At 62.6% G+C, this 16,430-nt stretch carries 12 protein-coding genes and 1 pseudogene; 7 read left to right on the top strand and 6 right to left on the bottom strand.

What is annotated here, in order from left to right:
* Window positions 1-13 precede the first annotated feature (13 nt).
* The 6 genes from ACZ1G0_RS00615 to ACZ1G0_RS00590 all read right to left on the bottom strand — a co-directional run bounded on the left by ACZ1G0_RS00615 (window position 14) and on the right by ACZ1G0_RS00590 (window position 6,260).
* A complete protein-coding gene (locus ACZ1G0_RS00615; protein WP_472735170.1) occupies window positions 14-541 on the bottom strand; it encodes an isopentenyl-diphosphate Delta-isomerase in 528 nt (175 codons plus the stop codon).
* Complete coding sequence (locus ACZ1G0_RS00610) at window positions 538-1,716, bottom strand: geranylgeranyl diphosphate reductase (RefSeq protein ID WP_472735169.1); 1,179 nt, start codon at window positions 1,714-1,716, stop codon at window positions 538-540. The genes ACZ1G0_RS00615 and ACZ1G0_RS00610 overlap by 4 nt, the downstream gene beginning before the upstream one ends.
* 3 nt (window positions 1,717-1,719) lie before the next feature.
* Window positions 1,720-3,003, bottom strand: a complete 1,284-nt coding sequence (locus ACZ1G0_RS00605; protein WP_472735168.1) for a BCD family MFS transporter — start codon at window positions 3,001-3,003, stop codon at window positions 1,720-1,722.
* Window positions 3,000-3,908, bottom strand: coding sequence for a chlorophyll synthase ChlG (gene chlG, locus ACZ1G0_RS00600; protein ID WP_472735167.1), 909 nt, complete (start codon window positions 3,906-3,908; stop codon window positions 3,000-3,002). Before chlG ends, ACZ1G0_RS00605 begins: the two co-directional genes overlap by 4 nt.
* Window positions 3,909-3,992: 84 nt before the next feature.
* Entirely contained in the window at window positions 3,993-5,429 is a 1,437-nt protein-coding gene (gene ppsR / locus ACZ1G0_RS00595; RefSeq protein ID WP_472735166.1) for a transcriptional regulator PpsR, read from the bottom strand.
* A 42-nt stretch (window positions 5,430-5,471) separates the two neighbouring features.
* Window positions 5,472-6,260 carry a cobalamin B12-binding domain-containing protein gene (locus ACZ1G0_RS00590; RefSeq protein WP_472735165.1) on the bottom strand — a complete coding sequence of 263 codons (789 nt, stop codon included), beginning with the start codon at window positions 6,258-6,260 and terminating at the stop codon, window positions 5,472-5,474.
* Window positions 6,261-6,565: 305 nt separating this feature from the next.
* Here ACZ1G0_RS00590 and bchF point away from each other — a divergent pair, with 305 nt between their 5' ends.
* The 7 genes and pseudogenes from bchF to ACZ1G0_RS00555 all read left to right on the top strand — a co-directional run bounded on the left by bchF (window position 6,566) and on the right by ACZ1G0_RS00555 (window position 16,421).
* Entirely contained in the window at window positions 6,566-7,057 is a 492-nt protein-coding gene (bchF, locus tag ACZ1G0_RS00585) for a 2-vinyl bacteriochlorophyllide hydratase (RefSeq protein ID WP_472735164.1), read from the top strand.
* Window positions 7,054-8,322 carry a ferredoxin:protochlorophyllide reductase (ATP-dependent) subunit N gene (locus tag ACZ1G0_RS00580; protein ID WP_472735163.1) on the top strand — a complete coding sequence of 423 codons (1,269 nt, stop codon included), beginning with the start codon at window positions 7,054-7,056 and terminating at the stop codon, window positions 8,320-8,322. The genes bchF and ACZ1G0_RS00580 overlap by 4 nt, the downstream gene beginning before the upstream one ends.
* Entirely contained in the window at window positions 8,319-9,860 is a 1,542-nt protein-coding gene (gene bchB, locus ACZ1G0_RS00575; RefSeq protein ID WP_472735162.1) for a ferredoxin:protochlorophyllide reductase (ATP-dependent) subunit B, read from the top strand. Before ACZ1G0_RS00580 ends, bchB begins: the two co-directional genes overlap by 4 nt.
* Window positions 9,850-13,401: a magnesium chelatase subunit H gene (locus ACZ1G0_RS00570; protein ID WP_472735161.1), complete on the top strand. Its 3,552-nt coding sequence runs from the start codon at window positions 9,850-9,852 to the stop codon at window positions 13,399-13,401. Before bchB ends, ACZ1G0_RS00570 begins: the two co-directional genes overlap by 11 nt.
* 41 nt (window positions 13,402-13,442) lie before the next feature.
* Window positions 13,443-14,313, top strand: a pseudogene (bchL, locus tag ACZ1G0_RS00565) (ferredoxin:protochlorophyllide reductase (ATP-dependent) iron-sulfur ATP-binding protein).
* Window positions 14,314-14,982 carry a magnesium protoporphyrin IX methyltransferase gene (bchM, locus tag ACZ1G0_RS00560; RefSeq protein ID WP_472735160.1) on the top strand — a complete coding sequence of 223 codons (669 nt, stop codon included), beginning with the start codon at window positions 14,314-14,316 and terminating at the stop codon, window positions 14,980-14,982. It begins immediately after the preceding pseudogene.
* A complete protein-coding gene (locus ACZ1G0_RS00555; RefSeq protein ID WP_472735159.1) occupies window positions 14,979-16,421 on the top strand; it encodes a PucC family protein in 1,443 nt (480 codons plus the stop codon). Before bchM ends, ACZ1G0_RS00555 begins: the two co-directional genes overlap by 4 nt.
* Window positions 16,422-16,430 lie beyond the last annotated feature (9 nt).

The raw sequence follows: 16,430 nt of genomic DNA, 5'->3' as shown, positions 1-16,430 counted from the left end.
GCGAAATAGAGACTTACGCCGAGATCAGATCCGCAAAGATCATCTCGGCGTGGTCGTTCATGTAGATTTCCAGCCAGCGGGTGAACACCTGCGGTGTTTGTGCGATCTCGGACCGTAGGTCAGACAGGCTGATCCAGCGGACGGCCTGCACCTCTTCGGGGTTCAGGTCCCAGGTCAGCGCGTCGACACGGCCCACAAAAACCTCGACCACTTCATGTTCCACCATGCCCTCGCCGACATCGGCACGGTATTCGATGGTGTCACGCTGGGTCAGGGTCACGCCCTTGATACCAAGTTCTTCGTCCAGACGACGCCGGGCGCAGTCGGCCCCGGATTCGTCCCATTCGGGATGGGTGCAGCAGGTGTTCGCCCACAGCCCCGAGGAATGATATTTCCCCATCGCCCGCTGCTGGATCAGCACCTGATCCCCGCGCAGGATAAACACCGACACGGCCTTGTGCTTTAGCCCACGCAGGTGCGCGTCCAGCTTTTCCACGGGGGTCATTTCGCCGTTCACCCAGGCCGGGATCATGATGGTCATACGTGTGTCGGGGCCACTAACCCAAGAAGGTGCCGGATGTTCTTAAACCCGATCTTCAGGTGCGCCAAGGGGCGGGCGTGCACCAGTTCCTTGTTCATATAGGCCTCAAACGTCAGTTTCTGCACGTCCACATCGTGACACAGGGACACAAAGCGTTCGCGCCGTTCGTCCGACTTGTAGTAGGCGTCCTGCATCGCGCCCAGGATTTTGAAGACGGCCTTGTGGTCCTTCATGAACAGTTTGCGTGCGATCCGCAGGTCCTTGACCTTCCCGCTGGCAAGGCAGGCCTGCGCGGCAGTGGCCGCCACCCGACCGCCCGCCATGGCGTAGTAGATCCCTTCGCCGGAACTGGGGGCCACGACACCGGCGGCATCACCGGCCAGCACCACGTCCCGGCCATTGTCCCAACGGTCCAGCGGTTTCAGCGGGATGGGCGCGCCTTCCTTGCGGATGGTCTGGCACTGGGACAGGCCGGCGGACACGCGCAGGTCGGCGGTGGCGGCCTTTAGGTCCATGTCCAGCTGCTCGGTGCCCATGCCCACGCTGGCGGTCTTGCCATGGGGAAAGACCCAGCCGTAGAAATCGGGGCTGATCTTGCCATCATAGATCACGTCGCACCGTTGGGGGTCATAGTTGGCCACAGCCATGGGGGCCTCGATAATCTCGTGATAGGCTATGACGTATGGGATTTTGTCGCCGCCGGGCACTTCTTGCTTGCCCACGTTGGACCGGGCGCCGTCGGCCCCGATGATCAGCTTGGTGGTGGCGCGGCGTTCCTCGCCGGATTGCTTGTCGCGATAGACGACATGGGTGCCCTGTACATCCCGTTCCACCCGCAAGTAGGTGCCGGTGATCCGCTCTGCCCCGTTGTCCGTGGCCCGCACCCGCAGGAATTCGTCGAAATGTTCCCGGTCCACCATGCCGACAAAGCCGTCCTCGATGGGGATGTCCACGCGGCGTTGCATGGGGCTGATCATGCGGGCGGTGGTGATCTTGGCGCAGAGCTGATCTTCGGGGATGTCGAAATCCTTGATTGCGCGCGGGGGGATCGCCCCGCCGCAGGGTTTGATCCGCCCGGCCCGGTCAATCATGGCCACCTTCCGCCCAGCCAGCGCCAGATCATTGGCGGCCGTCGCACCAGACGGACCACCGCCCACGACTACTACATCAAACATTGGTCATTCTCCCGGTACGAGGTCTGGTTCTGGGGTGGGCCGGCGGTCAATGACGCGCACGGCCATCATGGCGGCGATCAGGAACAGGGCGGCTTCGGCAAGGAACACGAGGCCAAAGCCCTGGGCATCGGTGAAAAAGTGGCGCAGGATGTCGGCGGCGGCGGCCCCGGTCAGGCCCCCGAACCCGGCGGCAATGGCTTGCGCTGCACCCCACAGGCCCATGCGCGTGCCTTCGCGGGCGCTGCGGCCTTCGCCCGCCAGGGCCATCATGGACCCAATGGCGGCGACGGCGAACATGCCGTTGAAAAAGCCCAGCGTGACAACAGCGGCGATCAGTGGCGCGTCCGGCCCGATCTGCCCCATGGCGGACACGACGGCCAGCGCGATGGCTGACCCAAGGCACCCTGCCACGACCCAGGCCCGCAGGGACCCGCGTTTCAGGACCGTGCCCGCGATGCCCACAAGGACCATGCCGACGAAGACGCCGCCGTTCTGCGCGCCCGACAGGGACGTGGATTGCCCGGGGGTGAAGTTGAAGACGATCCCGGCATAAGGTTCCAAGATCAGTTCCTGCATGAAATAGGCGGTCATGGACAGGAACACAAAGATGGTAAAGCTGCGTGCACGGGGTTCGGCCCAGACCTCGCGCAGACCGTCGAGGAAGGGGGTGTCGTCAGGTTCGGATTTCGCCTGCACCCGCTTTTCGATGCCCCAAACGGCGACGGCAGTGACGATGACCGCCCCCAAGGTCACAATACCGACGATGCGTAGCAACAGGGCAGGGGAGTAAGGGTCAAGGAACGCACCCACGGTGCCAGCGGTCACGGCAATCCCAAGGATCATCATCAGCCACGTGATCGTGGCGGCAGCGGCGCGGCGGTGGGGGGCGGTGGCCGTGGCCAGCAACGCCAGCAGGGATGTGCCAGAGGCACCCACGCCCACACCGATCAGCACGTAAGCAAGGACCGACAGGGCAAGCGCGCCGGTCGGGGCCGAGGGCCACCAGACGACAGCGACAGCGGCCAGAAACGCCCCAAGGGACAGGACGGCCATACCGCCGATGATCCAGCGCGTGCGATGGCCCGCCGTGTCAGACCGATAGCCCCATTGGGGCCGGGTGATCTGGATGCCATAGTGAATGGCCACAAGGATACCGGGCACGAGGGCGGCCAGCGAAAGCTCGACCACCATCAACCGGTTTAGGGTCGAGGTGGTCAGGACCACCACCGCCCCTAGGCACATCTGCACGAACCCCATGCGAACGATCTGGAACCAAGACAGCGTCATACCATGCCTCTTACGGCGACAGCGGCCACCATCATGCCGAGCACATAGAGCGTCACGCCCGTGCCGTTGTACCAAGGGGCCTTGCCCTTGGGGTCGCGCAGCATCACGCCCATGGCGTAGAACTGCAGGATAAGGCTGGTGGCGATGATCAGGGCGAAGGGCCCCTTGTCCCATGCCATCAGCAGAAGGAAGACGATGACCTGTGGTGCGGCCATAACGGCGCAGGCCACCTTGGCCGCACGTTCGGGGCCAAGGGTGACAGGCAGGGAATTCACGCCCATCTGGCGGTCGCCCTCCAGCGCCTTGAAGTCATTGAGGGTCATGATGCCGTGGGCCCCGATGCCGTACAGAAGGGCAAGGAGGATGATCTCGGGGCGCGGCAGGGCCAGGGTCATGACGGCGGCCCCTGTAAACCATGGCAGGGACTCGTAGGACAGACCCACAAGGCCCGGACCCCACCAGCCGGATCGTTTCAGGCGAATGGGCTCCACCGAATAGGCCCACGCAGCGGCTACGCCAACCAGTGTGGCGATGAAGCCCCAGAGGCCTAAAAACGCACCAACGAATACCGACAGGCCCGACATGGCCAAGGCAATCCACAACCCCCAACGGCCCGGGATACGCCCCGAGGGGATGGGACGGTCAGGCTCGTTGATCGCGTCCACATGACGGTCGCACCAGTCGTTGGCCGCTTGGGACATGCCGCAGACAATGGGCCCGGCAAGGATCACGCCGAGGATCACCAAAACGGGATGCGACGACAGCGGCACACCAGAAGAGACAACGCCACACAGGTACGCCCACATGGGCGGGAACCACGTGATCGGTTTGATCAAACGCAGCATGGCACGAGGTTCGGGGTAGTGGCGGTCGCTCGCCAACTGTAAATCTAAGCTGACACTCATACTGTCAGCCTATAGCACGCAAATAGAGTCGGGCAAGGAAAACCCGCTCGACTTTACATTCAATGTGTCAATTAAAGTTGACGGTCAGGCGTCGCCGTCTTTGTTCAGCAACCCGTACTTGCGCAGTTTGACGTAAAGGGACTGCCGCGACAGACCCAACATCTCGGCCGCGGCAACGCGGTTGTTGTCGGTCAGATCCACCGCTGTCTCGATGCACATCTTCTCGACCACATCCGTGGTGGCGGCGACGATGTCCTTCAACGGGGCAGAGCCGACAAGGTCCATCACGTTGTGCATCGCCTCGTCACTGACACCCATGGGCAGGTTGCTGGTGGGTTGTTCGCGCACCACGTCCATCCGGCTGGTGTCGCGCAGCACAAAGGCAAAGCCTGGGGTGGTTTGCCCGGCCAGATGGGTTGCGGACACCTCGACGCTGGTTTGGGTGCCATAGGTGGATTCGATCCGCGTCGCATAGACTCGCATTTTGCCCGTGCGCGCGGCGTTGTCCGTCAGCACTTTCAGGTCCACAGACCCACGTGCCATGAAATCGCCCAGCGATTTGCCACGCACATCCCCTTGGCTGCCCGCATCACACAGGGCCAAAAACGCCTCGTTGGCATAGCGGATCTGACCGTGGTTGTCGGTGAAGACCATTGCGTCCGTCCCATCGCGGTACAGGCCCGCAAGCGTGATCGCCAACTCTTCGGCGACAACTTCCGCGCTTTCGGCGCTTTCGATCCGGCATAGCAGAACCTTGTCACCCGCGGACCGGAACAGGATAGGGTGGATCGCCACTGCTTTCCCGCCGCGCCGCGTTTCCGCCGTCACCGGCCCCGCGCCAGAGCCGGAGGCCCCGTTGCACAGCGCCTCGATGAATTCACCGCGCCGCCGCCCCTCGAATTCCTGGGTAAAGGCGGAACCCACAAGGGTGTCGGCTTCGGCCCCAAGGGCCTGCGCGGCGGCAGAGTTCACGTCGATCACACGGCCAGAGTTCACGTCGATCAAGGCAAAGGGATCACGCGCGGCTTCCATGATCACGCGGTAGCGCGTCTCGAAGTCCCGGTGGGTTTCGTAGTCCTTCTCAAGCGCAAGCTGCGCCTTGACCAGACGGTGCTGCAACTCTGCCACGGGGCGCAGATCGCGGCCCAGCATCAGGATCACATCGTCTTCGCCCGTGCGGTGCATGGTGTAGCGAATCGGGAATTCCCAGTTCGCATTGTCGAAGTGGTTGACCTCAATCGCGTCCACCTGCCCGGGATGTCCCGTGCGATGCGCCTCCAGCTGTGCCTCTAACTTGGACAGGCTGTCCTCGGCCAGAAACTCGCGGATGTCGCGGTTTTGCCAATGGTCCAACCGGCCAAGGGTTGGGTTCAGGGGATTCACTACGACGGACTGTACCTTGCCCGTCGCCTCTAGAATAATGGCCAGATCGGCGGCGGTTGCCACGATCTTATTGAAGTGCTCCGGCGCGATCTTGGGGCCGGAGCGGTCGTTCCAGAAGTCCGTTTCGCGCGTATTCATTTGTTATCCATCCATGCTTTTCGCATTGTCTTCCGGTTAACTTCAGCCATCCACAAATGTTGTGGCGGTCGACGCATTCAGATCACATAGTTCAATTACGCGCGCGGGGTCCGAGGTGACATAATCGGCGCCGGTCAGACTTTGAATGTCCAGATCCAGTGACGTTACGCTTCCTCCGACCACAATGCGGGTGATCCGGGGTACGCTCCCTTTGATAATTTCAACCATCTCGCGGGCTGACGCAAGACTTCTACGGCCAGAGGCCGTAATTCCGACCGCTGAAAAGCGGTGTCTTTTCACAAGGTTCGCCACTTGGATCGGGTGCATGCCGACGGCCATGCGCACGTCGATGCCAAGTCTGCGGAACTGGTGGGCGACGACAAAGACGCCCAAAGTGTGATGTTCGCTGCGTGGGACAACCAGCAAGATGCAGTCGCCGTTCAACGCAGAGGTGCGTTTTGTCCGGGCGGTCAGGGACCGTAGGGTTTCTTGCAGGCGGGCCACGCCGATCGTGACATCTGCGAAGGACAGTTGATTGTTGAACCACCGCTCCCCCATCAGCCGTGCTGTGGTGGGCACGATATGTTCGATGATGTCGTTATGAGACAGGCCGTGGGATTCCAGGGCGGACACGATTTTGTGCCGCGCATCTTCGTCTGTCGAGACGAAGGCATCGCAAATCGTTTGCAGCTGCGGACTGGAATAGTCGTGCGCAATCGCCCCGCCCCGCGCAGTAAGCACAGAAAGAGCGCGCGCGGCCAAGCTGTTCACTCCGCCCCGTTCTATCGATTGGTTCGATGTCTGGCCCGGTTTCTTCGGTCCATCAACCATTGTAACACCCCTCCGCTGACACCCTTTGCGCGTAATTCACGATCTTCTGCGCCAAGGATCCGGAGACTCTCTGACGCCACTGTCACATTTTGCAGGGTGCGATGTCAAAGCTAATTGACACATTCGCGAATTTCCGCCTGCGCGCGGTACGCTTGAACCTTGGGCGCTAGGCCCTGCAAGCACTGCCCCTGGAATCCATGCGCGTTGGCCACACCCTCAATATGTCAACTTTACACGTGTCAGTTTTAGTTGACACTCCCCCGCTATATGCGACATTCTAGGCCAAGACTAGAAGGAGTCGTGGGTTGACCGGCAAACGACAAAATCAAGAAAAAGCGCGTACAGGGCTTTACACCCCCGAAGAGCGTAAGCGTCGCGACGAGACCGTTTGGACCACGATCCAAGGGCTGCTTGCGCCGTTGCAATTTGTGGCGTTCGGGGTGTCCGTTTACCTTGTCGTCCGCTACTTGCAGACGGGCGAGGGGTATGTGGCAGCCTCTGCCTCCATCGTGGTAAAAACGATGTTCCTGTATGTGATCATGATCACGGGCGCGATCTGGGAAAAGGTCGTCTTCGGCTGCTACCTGTTCGCTAAACCCTTCTTTTGGGAAGATGTTTTTAGCTTTGTGGTGATCGCCCTTCACACCGCCTACCTTTGGGCGCTATTCACCGGATCCCTGACCCCGACCGAGCAAATGTGGTTGGCCCTTGCCGCCTATTTTACCTACGTCATCAACGCAGGCCAGTTCATCTGGAAACTGCGCATGGCCCGCCTGCAATCGGAGGCGATGGCATGAACCAACCCGCCAATATCCCCACCGCCACCTGTGCCGACACCCCTGTTCTAAAGGAACGCGGCCAACGCGAAGTGTTCTGCGGGCTGACCGGAATCATCTGGCTGCACCGCAAGATGCAGGATGCGTTCTTCCTGGTGGTCGGGTCGCGGACTTGTGCCCATTTGCTGCAATCTGCGGCGGGTGTGATGATCTTTGCAGAACCCCGGTTCGGTACGGCGATCCTCGAAGAGAAAGATCTGGCCGGGATGGCCGACGCCAACGAGGAGTTGGACCGCGAAGTGGCCCGCCTGCTGTCACGCCGTCCTGACATCCGTCGGTTGTTCCTGGTGGGTTCTTGCCCGTCAGAGGTGATCAAATTGGACCTGGAGCGCGCGGCAGAGCGACTCACCCAGATCCACGCGCCGCACACCTCGGTGCTGAACTATTCAGGCTCGGGCATCGAGACGACCTTTACCCAAGGCGAAGATGCCTGCCTTGCCTCCATGGTGCCGCAGCTGCCCCATACGGACGCCCGCGAACTGCTGCTCGTGGGTGCCCTGCCCGATGTCGTCGAAGATCAAGCGCTTCAGCTTTTGGGCGACATGGGCATCGGTCCTATTCGCGTCCTCCCCGCGGCGCGGGCCGACGGTGCGCCCGGGGTTGGGCCAAACACGGTCATGGCCGTGCTGCAACCCTTCCTCGGCGACACCGTGGGGGAGTTGGCCAAGCGCGGCGCGCAACAGATCCGCGCACCATTCCCCTTTGGCGAAGAGGGCACGACCCTGTGGCTGCGCGCCATTGCGGACGAATTCGGCGTGGACGATGAAACCTTTGCCCGCGTCACAGACGCCCCCCGGGCCCGCGCCCGCAAGGCGGTGGCCCAGGCGTCCGAGGCCCTGCGCGACAAGTCCGTGTTCTTCTTTCCCGACAGCCAGTTGGAAATCCCGCTGGCCCGGTTCCTTGTCCGCGAATGTGGGATGGAGGCCATCGAGATCGGTGCGCCCTTTATCCACCGGGGCCTTGTGGAGGCCGAGCTGGAGATGATCGCCTCTGGCCCCACCATTTCCGAAGGGCAGGACGTGGACCTGCAACTGGACCGCTGCCGCGCGGCGCGCCCGGACCTGACCGTCTGCGGCCTTGGCCTTGCCAATCCCCTAGAGGCTGACGGCCTGACCACCAAGTGGGCCATCGAATTGGTCTTCACCCCGGTGCATTTCTACGAACAGGCGGGCGATCTGGCCGGCCTCTTCTCGCGTCCCGTGCGCCGGAAGGAGTTGTTGAAATGAAGCTGACCGTCTGGACATACGAAGGCCCGCCCCACGTGGGGGCCATGCGTGTCGCCACAGGCATGAAGGGTCTGCACTACGTGTTGCACGCCCCCCAGGGTGACACCTACGCCGACCTTCTGTTCACCATGATCGAACGGCGCGACCACCGCCCGCCGGTGACCTACACGACATTCCAGGCCCGTGATCTGGGGGCGGATACAGCCGGTCTGTTCAAACAGGCCGCCCGCGACGCCTACGAACGGTTCAAGCCCGAGGCGCTGATCGTCGGCGCGTCCTGCACCGCCGAGTTGATCCAGGACGACCCCGGGGGCCTTGCAGAGACCATGGGCATCCCCGTCCCCGTCATCGCGCTGGAACTGCCCAGCTACAGCCGCAAGGAAAACTTCGGCACCGACGAGACGTTCTATCAGCTGGTCAAAGCCTTGGCCAAACCGATGGACCGCACGGACCGGATCACCTGCAACATTCTTGGCCCGACAGGCCTGGGGTTCCGGCACCGCGACGACGTCGAGGAACTGACCGGCCTTCTGTCCGAAATGGGCGTGGACGTAAACGTCGCCGCCCCCATGGGCGCGACACCCGGCGATCTGATGAAACTGGGCCGCGCGCATTTCAACGTGCTGCTGTACCCGGAACACGCCGAGACCGCCGCCCGTCATCTCGAAAAGACGCTGGGTCAGCCCTACACCAAGGTTGTGCCTATCGGCGTCGGGGCCACCCGCGAATTCATCGCCGAAGTGGCCGAAATCACCGGTCTGCCCGGGCGCGTGGATGAAACCCGCCTGCGCCAGCCGTGGTGGTCGCGGTCCGTGGACAGCACCTATCTGACCGGCAAGCGTGTGTTCGTGTTCGGTGACGCCACCCACGTCAAAGCCAGCGTCCGTATCGCCCGCGAAGAAATGGGGTTCGAGGTCGTGGGCCTGGGCTGTTACAACCGCGAATTCGCCCGCGATATCCGCGCCCTTGGCAAGGACATCGGCGTGCCTGCCCTGATCACGGATGACTACCTGGAGGTCGAAAAGGCCATCGAGCAGGCCAGCCCCGAGATGATCCTTGGCACCCAGATGGAACGCCATATCGGTAAACGGCTTGGCATTCCCTGTGCTGTGATTTCGGCCCCCGTGCACGTTCAGGACTTTCCCGCGCGCTACAGCCCCCAAGTCGGTTTCGAAGGCGCGAACGTGATGTTCGACACGTGGATCCATCCGCTGGTGATGGGTCTGGAAGAACACCTGCTGGCCATGTTCCGCGAGGATTTCGAATTCCACGACGAGGCGGGTCCAAGCCACCACGGTGGCCATGCCCCCAAATCCCTGGATGCAGAACCCGCCCCCGAAGTGGTCCAACCACAACCGGTCGAGACCGGATCCGACGTCATGGTCTGGCTGGCCGATGCGGAAAAAGAACTCAAGAAAATCCCGTTCTTTGTCCGCGGCAAGGCCAAGCGCAACACCGAAAAGTATGCGGCTGAACGTGGCGTGACCGAGATTTCCAAAGACACCCTATACGAGGCAAAGGCGCATTATGCGCGATAGTACCGACATACCCGGTTACCGCGTCGTGATCGTGGGGTTGGACAGCCATGCCATGGCTGCCTGCAACCGCGTGCGCGAACGGCTTTTGCCAGAGTTTCCGGGTCTGGCGATTGAATCCTATGCGGCGTCCGAATGGGGCGAGAACCCCGAGGCGCTGGCGGAATGCAAGATCGCCGTGGCCCATGCCGATATTATTGTCGTCAACCTGATCTTCTTTGAAGAGCAGGTGAAGGCGATCAAGCCCGCGCTTGAGGCGCGGCGCGACGACTGCGACGCCTTGGTTGCCGTGATTTCCGACAGCGAAATCATCAGCCTGACCAAAATGGGCGAGCTGGACATGTCCAAGCCCGCCTCCGGCGCGATGAAGTTCCTCAAAAAGCTGCGCGGCTCCAAAAAGCCCAGCGGTGCGTCGGGCGAAAAGCAGATGAAGATCCTGCGCCGGATTCCCAAGGTGCTGAAGTTCATTCCCGGCAAGTCGCAAGATCTGCGCGCGTGGTTCCTGTCCATGCAGTATTGGCTGGGCGGCACGGACGACAACATCGAACAGATGATGCGGTTCCTTGTGGGACGCTATGCCAGCGACGCCACGCTGCGCGGCGGCAAGGTCGAGGCCCCCATCGAATACCCCGAGGTGGGTGTCTACCACCCCGATACCGGGATCGGCGAAGATGCAAGCGCCCTGCCCAGCCCCGCGAACCCCGTGGCCACCATTGGCCTGTTGTTGATGCGGTCCTACGTTTTGGCGGGCGACAGTGCCCATTACGACCATGTGATCCGCACGTTCGAGGCGCGCGGCATCCGCGTGATACCGGCCTTTGCAGGTGGCCTTGACGGTCGGCCCGCGATTGCGAAATTCTTTCACACCGGCGACGGCGTCCAGATTGACGCGCTGGTGTCTCTGTCCGGGTTCAGCCTTGTGGGCGGGCCTGCCTATAACGACAGCGACGCCGCTGTGCAGGTTCTCAAGGCGCTGGACGTGCCCTATATCGCCGCGCACCCGCTGGAATTCCAGACGCTGGGCCAATGGGCCGCCGCGCCCCAGGGCCTGGGCCCGGTCGAAACCACCATGCTGATCGCACTGCCCGAATTGGACGGCGCGACAAACCCGACGATTTTCGCCGGTCGCCATGGCGCGGACGGGTGCAACGGGTGTCAGCACACCTGTGCCAAACCCGGCAACGCCAAGGAAATGGCCCCCTGTGTCGAACGGATCGACGTGCTGGCCGAAAAGGCCCTGCGCCTTGCCCTGCTGCGCCGCAAACGCAACGCGGACAAACAGGTGGCTGTGGTGCTGTTCGGCTTCCCGCCCAATGCGGGGGCTGTGGGCACCGCTGCGTACCTGTCCGTGTTTGAAAGCCTGCACAATGTGCTGCGCCGGATGAAGACCGATGGCTACGAAGTCGACGTGCCCGAAACCGTGGACGACCTGCGCCACGCCATCCTGCACGGCAATGCGAAACAATACGGGCAAGAGGCGAATGTCGCCGCCCATGTGGACGCTGACACCATCGTGCGCACCACGCCACCCCTAGCTGCGATCGAGGCTGTCTGGGGCCCTGCCCCCGGCAAGATCCAGTCCGACGGGCGCGGCGTCTTCGTGTTGGGCGCGCATTTCGGCAAGGTGTTCGTAGGTGTGCAGCCGACCTTTGGGTACGAGGGCGACCCGATGCGCCTGCTGTTCGAGAAGGGCTTTGCCCCGACCCACGCGTTCACGACCTTCTACCTTTGGATGCGCAACCAGTTGAAGGCGGATGTTGTTCTGCATTTCGGGATGCACGGCGCGTTGGAATTCATGCCCGGCAAACAGGCGGGCCTTGGTGCGCGGGATTGGCCGGATCGTCTGATCGGTGAGATGCCCAATGTGTATCTCTATGCCTCCAACAACCCGTCCGAGGCGTCCCTGGCCAAACGGCGCAGCAATGCGGTCACGGTCACGCACCTGACGCCGCCCCTGTCGCAGTCCGGCCTTTACAAAGGGTTGCTGGAACTGAAGGACAGCCTGACCCGCTACCGCGCGCTGGAGGCGAGTGCCGAGCGCGAAGAGCTGGCCGATCTGATCGCCGTTCAGGCCGAGGCCGTGGATATGTCCGGCGACCCCGATGCCCTGTGGCTGCGTCTGTTGGAGACCGAAGACGCGCTGATCCCCGAGGGTCTGCACATCGTGGGTCGCCCCTTCAGCGCTCAGGCCCGCGCCGATTACCTGAACCTGATCGAAGGTGCGGATGCCGAGACAAAGGCCCATATCGACGCCCTGCTGCAAGACGACACCGAACTGCCCGCGCTGATGCGTGCACTGTCGGGCCGCTACATCGAACCTGTGCCCGGTGGGGACCTGATCCGATCCACGGACGTGCTGCCCACGGGGCGCAACATCCATGCGTTCGATCCGTTCCGCATGCCGACGGCCTTTGCGATGCAAGACGGGATCAAGCAGGCCAATGAACTGTTGGCCACCCACGCCGAATTGCCCCATTCCGTGGCGCTGGTCCTGTGGGGGTCTGACAACATCAAATCCGACGGCGGGCCCATGGCCCAGGCGCTGGCGCTGATGGGGTGCACCCCGCGCTTTGACAGCTTTGGGCGTTTGTCCGGCGCAGACCTTGTGCCCTTGGCCGAACTTGGCCGCCCGCGGGTGGACGTGGTGATGACCCTGTCCGGGATCTTCCGCGATCTTCTGCCGTTGCAGACCCGTATGCTGGCCGATGCCGCCTACCAGTGCGCCATGGCCGATGAACCGCTGGACCAGAATTTCATCCGCGCCCATGCGCTGGATTACGCAGCCAAGATGGGCTGCGACATGGAAGAGGCCGCCTTGCGCGTCTTTTCCAATGCCGAAGGCGCTTACGGCGCCAACGTCAATTCCCTGATCGACAGCGGTGCATGGGACGACGAGGGGGAGTTGGCCGATGCTTACGAGGCGCGCAAAGGCTTTGCCTACGGGCGCAACGGCAAGGCGCAACAGGCGACGAAACTGTTGCAAAACGCGCTGGCCGATGTCGATGTCGCCTACCAAAACCTGGAAAGCGTCGAGTTGGGCGTGACCACGGTGGATCACTATTTCGACACGCTGGGCGGGATTTCCCGCGCAGTCAAACGCGCCAAGGGCGAGGATTGCGCCGTCTACATCGGGGACCAGACCCGGGGCGGCAACAAGGTGCGCACGCTGGCCGATCAGGTCGCGCTTGAAACCCGGTCCCGCAGCCTGAACCCCAAGTGGTTCGAGGCGCTGTTGCAGCACGGGCACGAGGGTGTCCGTCAGATCGAGGCACAGTTTACCAACACGCTGGGCTGGTCTGCGACCACAGGCCAAGTGGACCCTTGGGTCTATCAACGCCTGTCCGAGACATTCCTGCTGGATGACGAAATGCGCCGCCGTCTGGCGGACCTGAACCCCCAAGCCTCTGCCCGCATGGCGAACCGCCTGCTGGAGGCCAATGACCGTAATTTCTGGCAGCCGGATGAGGCCACGCTCGCCGCTCTGCAAGACGCCGCTGATGAGCTTGAAGACCAGCTCGAAGGCCTGAACGTGGCCGCTGAATAAATGAAGGACGACTAGACCATGGCACTTGATAAAGCCCCCCAATTCTCCGCGGCCAGGACGGCGAAGGTTCCGTCCAGGTGCATCAGGACGACAGCGCCAAGATCGAAGGCGCCAAGGTGTTTTCCGTTTACGGCAAGGGCGGGATCGGTAAATCCACGACCTCCTCCAACCTGTCGGCGGCGTTTTCCAAGATGGGCAAACGCGTGTTGCAGATCGGCTGCGATCCCAAGCACGACAGCACGTTCACCCTGACGGGCAAATTGCAGTCCACGGTGATCGACATCCTCAAGGAGGTGGATTTCCACCCCGAGGAACTGCGCCCCGAGGATTTCGTGGTCGAGGGCTACAACGGTGTCATGTGCGTCGAAGCCGGCGGCCCCCGCAGGCACCGGCTGTGGTGGGTATGTGGTGGGCCAAACGGTCAAGCTGCTGAAACAGCACCACCTGTTGGAAAACACAGATGTCGTGATTTTTGACGTTCTGGGTGATGTGGTCTGCGGTGGGTTTGCCGCACCCCTGCAACACGCAGACCGTGCCCTGATCGTCACGGCCAACGATTTCGACAGCATCTATGCGATGAACCGGATCATTGCCGCTGTTCAGGCGAAATCGGCCAACTACAAGGTCCGCCTTGCGGGCTGTGTGGCGAACCGGTCCAAGGACACGGACGAGGTGGACCGCTACTGCGATGTGGTCGGGTTCAGCCGGATCGGGCACATGCCCGACGTGGACGCCATCCGCCGGTCGCGCCTGAAGAAAAAGACCCTGTTCGAAATGGACGACGAGGAAGACATCGTCCAGTGCCGCGCGGAATACCTGCGTCTGGCCCAGCGTCTGTATGCGGGAACCGACCCGCTGGCCCCGGCGTCTTTGCCGGACCGGGAAATCTTTGAATTGTTGGGGTTCGACTAGGTGGCAAGTTACGCTGACACAAAATCGCGCGTCGAGACATACTTCGACAAGACCGCGACCAAGACGTGGGAACGTCTGACCTCGGACGCGCCTGTGTCTGGCGTGCGCAAAACCGTGCGCGCGGGTCGGGACAAGATGCGCCAGATCATGTTGTCGCGTCTGCCCTCGGACCTGCGCGGCGCGCGGGTGCTGGATGCCGGGTGCGGTCCGGGCATGGTGACGGAAATCCTGGCCGAACGGGGCGCGGATGTGATCGCCATCGACATCTCGCCCAGCCTGATCGACATCGCCAAACGGCGCGTGCCCGAGCACTTGCACCCGCAGGTGGGTTTCGCCGCTGGTGACATGTTTGATCCCGCCCTTGGCACCTTTGACTACGTCATCGCCATGGATTCCATGATCTACTACGAGGCCGCTGACCTGGCCGCCAAGCTGGACGATCTGGGCGCCCGCACCCGCGAGGCGATCGTGTTCACCGTCGCCCCCCGCACGCCGTTCCTTTTGGCGTTCTGGGGCATGGGCAAACTGTTCCCCCGGTCCGACCGCAGCCCCGTGATGATCCCCCACAGCCCGGACCGGATTGACCGCGCCGCCGCTGGCCGTGTGCAAGCGATCGAGACGGTCAACAGCGGGTTCTATCATTCCAGCTGTCTGGAGTATCGCGCATGAGCAAAGAACGGCATCCCCTGACACAGTTTACGCTGAACATGTTGCCCTTCTCGGACGCAGGATCAGCCGCGCTGCCCCTGCGCCAATTGCTGCGCCTGTCGCTGTTCCAGATCTCGGTGGGCATGGCGGCTGTCATGCTGCTGGGCACCCTGAACCGGGTTATGATCGTGGAGCTTTCCGTGCCTGCCCTGCTGGTCGCCATGATGGTGGCCCTGCCGGTTCTGGTGGCCCCGTTCCGCGCGCTTCTGGGCTTCAAGTCCGACAACCACCGCAGTGCCATCGGGTGGAAACGTATTCCCTACCTGTGGTTCGGCACCCTGTGGCAGTTCGGCGGGCTGGCGATCATGCCCACGTCCCTGCTGGTGCTGGGGGGCGACACGGCCTACGACATCCCCTTCGCCGGTGAAATTCTGGCGGGCATGGCCTTTGTGATGACCGGTCTTGGCATGCATATGACGCAGACCGCAGGCCTTGCGCTGGCCGCAGACCGCGCAAGCGACGAGACGCGCCCCCGCGTGGTCGCCCTGCTGTATGTGGCCTTCCTTATGGGGATGCTGATTTCCGCCGTGGTCCTTGGCCTGATCTTGCAGAACTTTACGCCGCTGCTGCTGGTCCAGGTGATCCAGGCCACGGCCCTGATGACCCTTGTCCTGAATGTGATCGCCCTGTGGAAACAGGAATCCGTGCGCCCCATGACTAAGGCCGAGCGCGAGGCCCCGCAGCCGTCGTTCAAGGACGCATGGGCCGACTTTGCCGCCGGTGGCATGGCGGGGCGCCTGTTGGTCGTCGTGTTCCTGGGAACCATGGCGTTCAACATGCAGGACGTCCTGCTGGAACCCTATGGCGGCGAGATCCTTGGCCTGTCGGTCTCCATGACCACGCTGCTGACGGCCTCTTGGGCCGTGGGTGCGCTGTGCGCCTTTGGATTGGCCGCGAAATGGCTGGGGGCCGAAACGAACCCCTACCGCATCGCCGCGCGGGGCATCCTTGTGGGCCTTGCGGCGTTCAGTGCCGTGATCTTTGCCAGCCCTCTCGACAGCACGGCGCTGTTCTTTACGGGCGCGTGCCTGATCGGCTTTGGCGGCGGCCTGTTCGCCGTGGCCACCCTACACGCGGCCATGACCATGCCTGCGCAGGGGATGGCCGGTCGCGGCCTTGCCCTTGGCGCATGGGGCGCGGCACAGGCCACGGCCCAAGGTGTCAGCACCGCCATCGGTGGTGGCCTGCGCGACACCGTCAACACCGTCGCCATGAACGGCGGATTGGGCGAGGCGCTTGCCACCCCCGCCACCGGCTATTCGGTCGTTTACCATACCGAAATCGGCCTTTTGTTCATCACTCTTATCGCCCTCGGCCCACTTGTCGGGCGGCACCGCTCACCAGACCAACGCAACCCCTTGGACGTCAGCAAGATCGGGCTCGCTGACTTCCCGACCTAAAACACTAGG

It is taken from the genome of Thalassobacter sp. HA4-2 (assembly GCF_055693705.1).
This window is presented reverse-complemented; position numbering and strand designations above follow the sequence as displayed.

Excerpts from the sequence above, each read along its gene's own strand:
- ACZ1G0_RS00610 (WP_472735169.1), bottom strand. The coding sequence starts at position 1,716 with ATGTTTGATGTAGTAGTCGTGGGCGGTGGTCCGTCTGGTGCGACGGCC.
- ACZ1G0_RS00570 (WP_472735161.1), top strand. The coding sequence starts at position 9,850 with ATGCGCGATAGTACCGACATACCCGGTTACCGCGTCGTGATCGTGGGG.
- ACZ1G0_RS00580 (WP_472735163.1), top strand. The coding sequence starts at position 7,054 with ATGAACCAACCCGCCAATATCCCCACCGCCACCTGTGCCGACACCCCT.
- ACZ1G0_RS00590 (WP_472735165.1), bottom strand. The coding sequence starts at position 6,260 with ATGGTTGATGGACCGAAGAAACCGGGCCAGACATCGAACCAATCGATA.
- ACZ1G0_RS00615 (WP_472735170.1), bottom strand. The coding sequence starts at position 541 with ATGACCATCATGATCCCGGCCTGGGTGAACGGCGAAATGACCCCCGTG.
- ACZ1G0_RS00605 (WP_472735168.1), bottom strand. The coding sequence starts at position 3,003 with ATGACGCTGTCTTGGTTCCAGATCGTTCGCATGGGGTTCGTGCAGATG.
- bchB (WP_472735162.1), top strand. The coding sequence starts at position 8,319 with ATGAAGCTGACCGTCTGGACATACGAAGGCCCGCCCCACGTGGGGGCC.
- chlG (WP_472735167.1), bottom strand. The coding sequence starts at position 3,908 with ATGAGTGTCAGCTTAGATTTACAGTTGGCGAGCGACCGCCACTACCCC.
- ACZ1G0_RS00555 (WP_472735159.1), top strand. The coding sequence starts at position 14,979 with ATGAGCAAAGAACGGCATCCCCTGACACAGTTTACGCTGAACATGTTG.
- ppsR (WP_472735166.1), bottom strand. The coding sequence starts at position 5,429 with ATGAATACGCGCGAAACGGACTTCTGGAACGACCGCTCCGGCCCCAAG.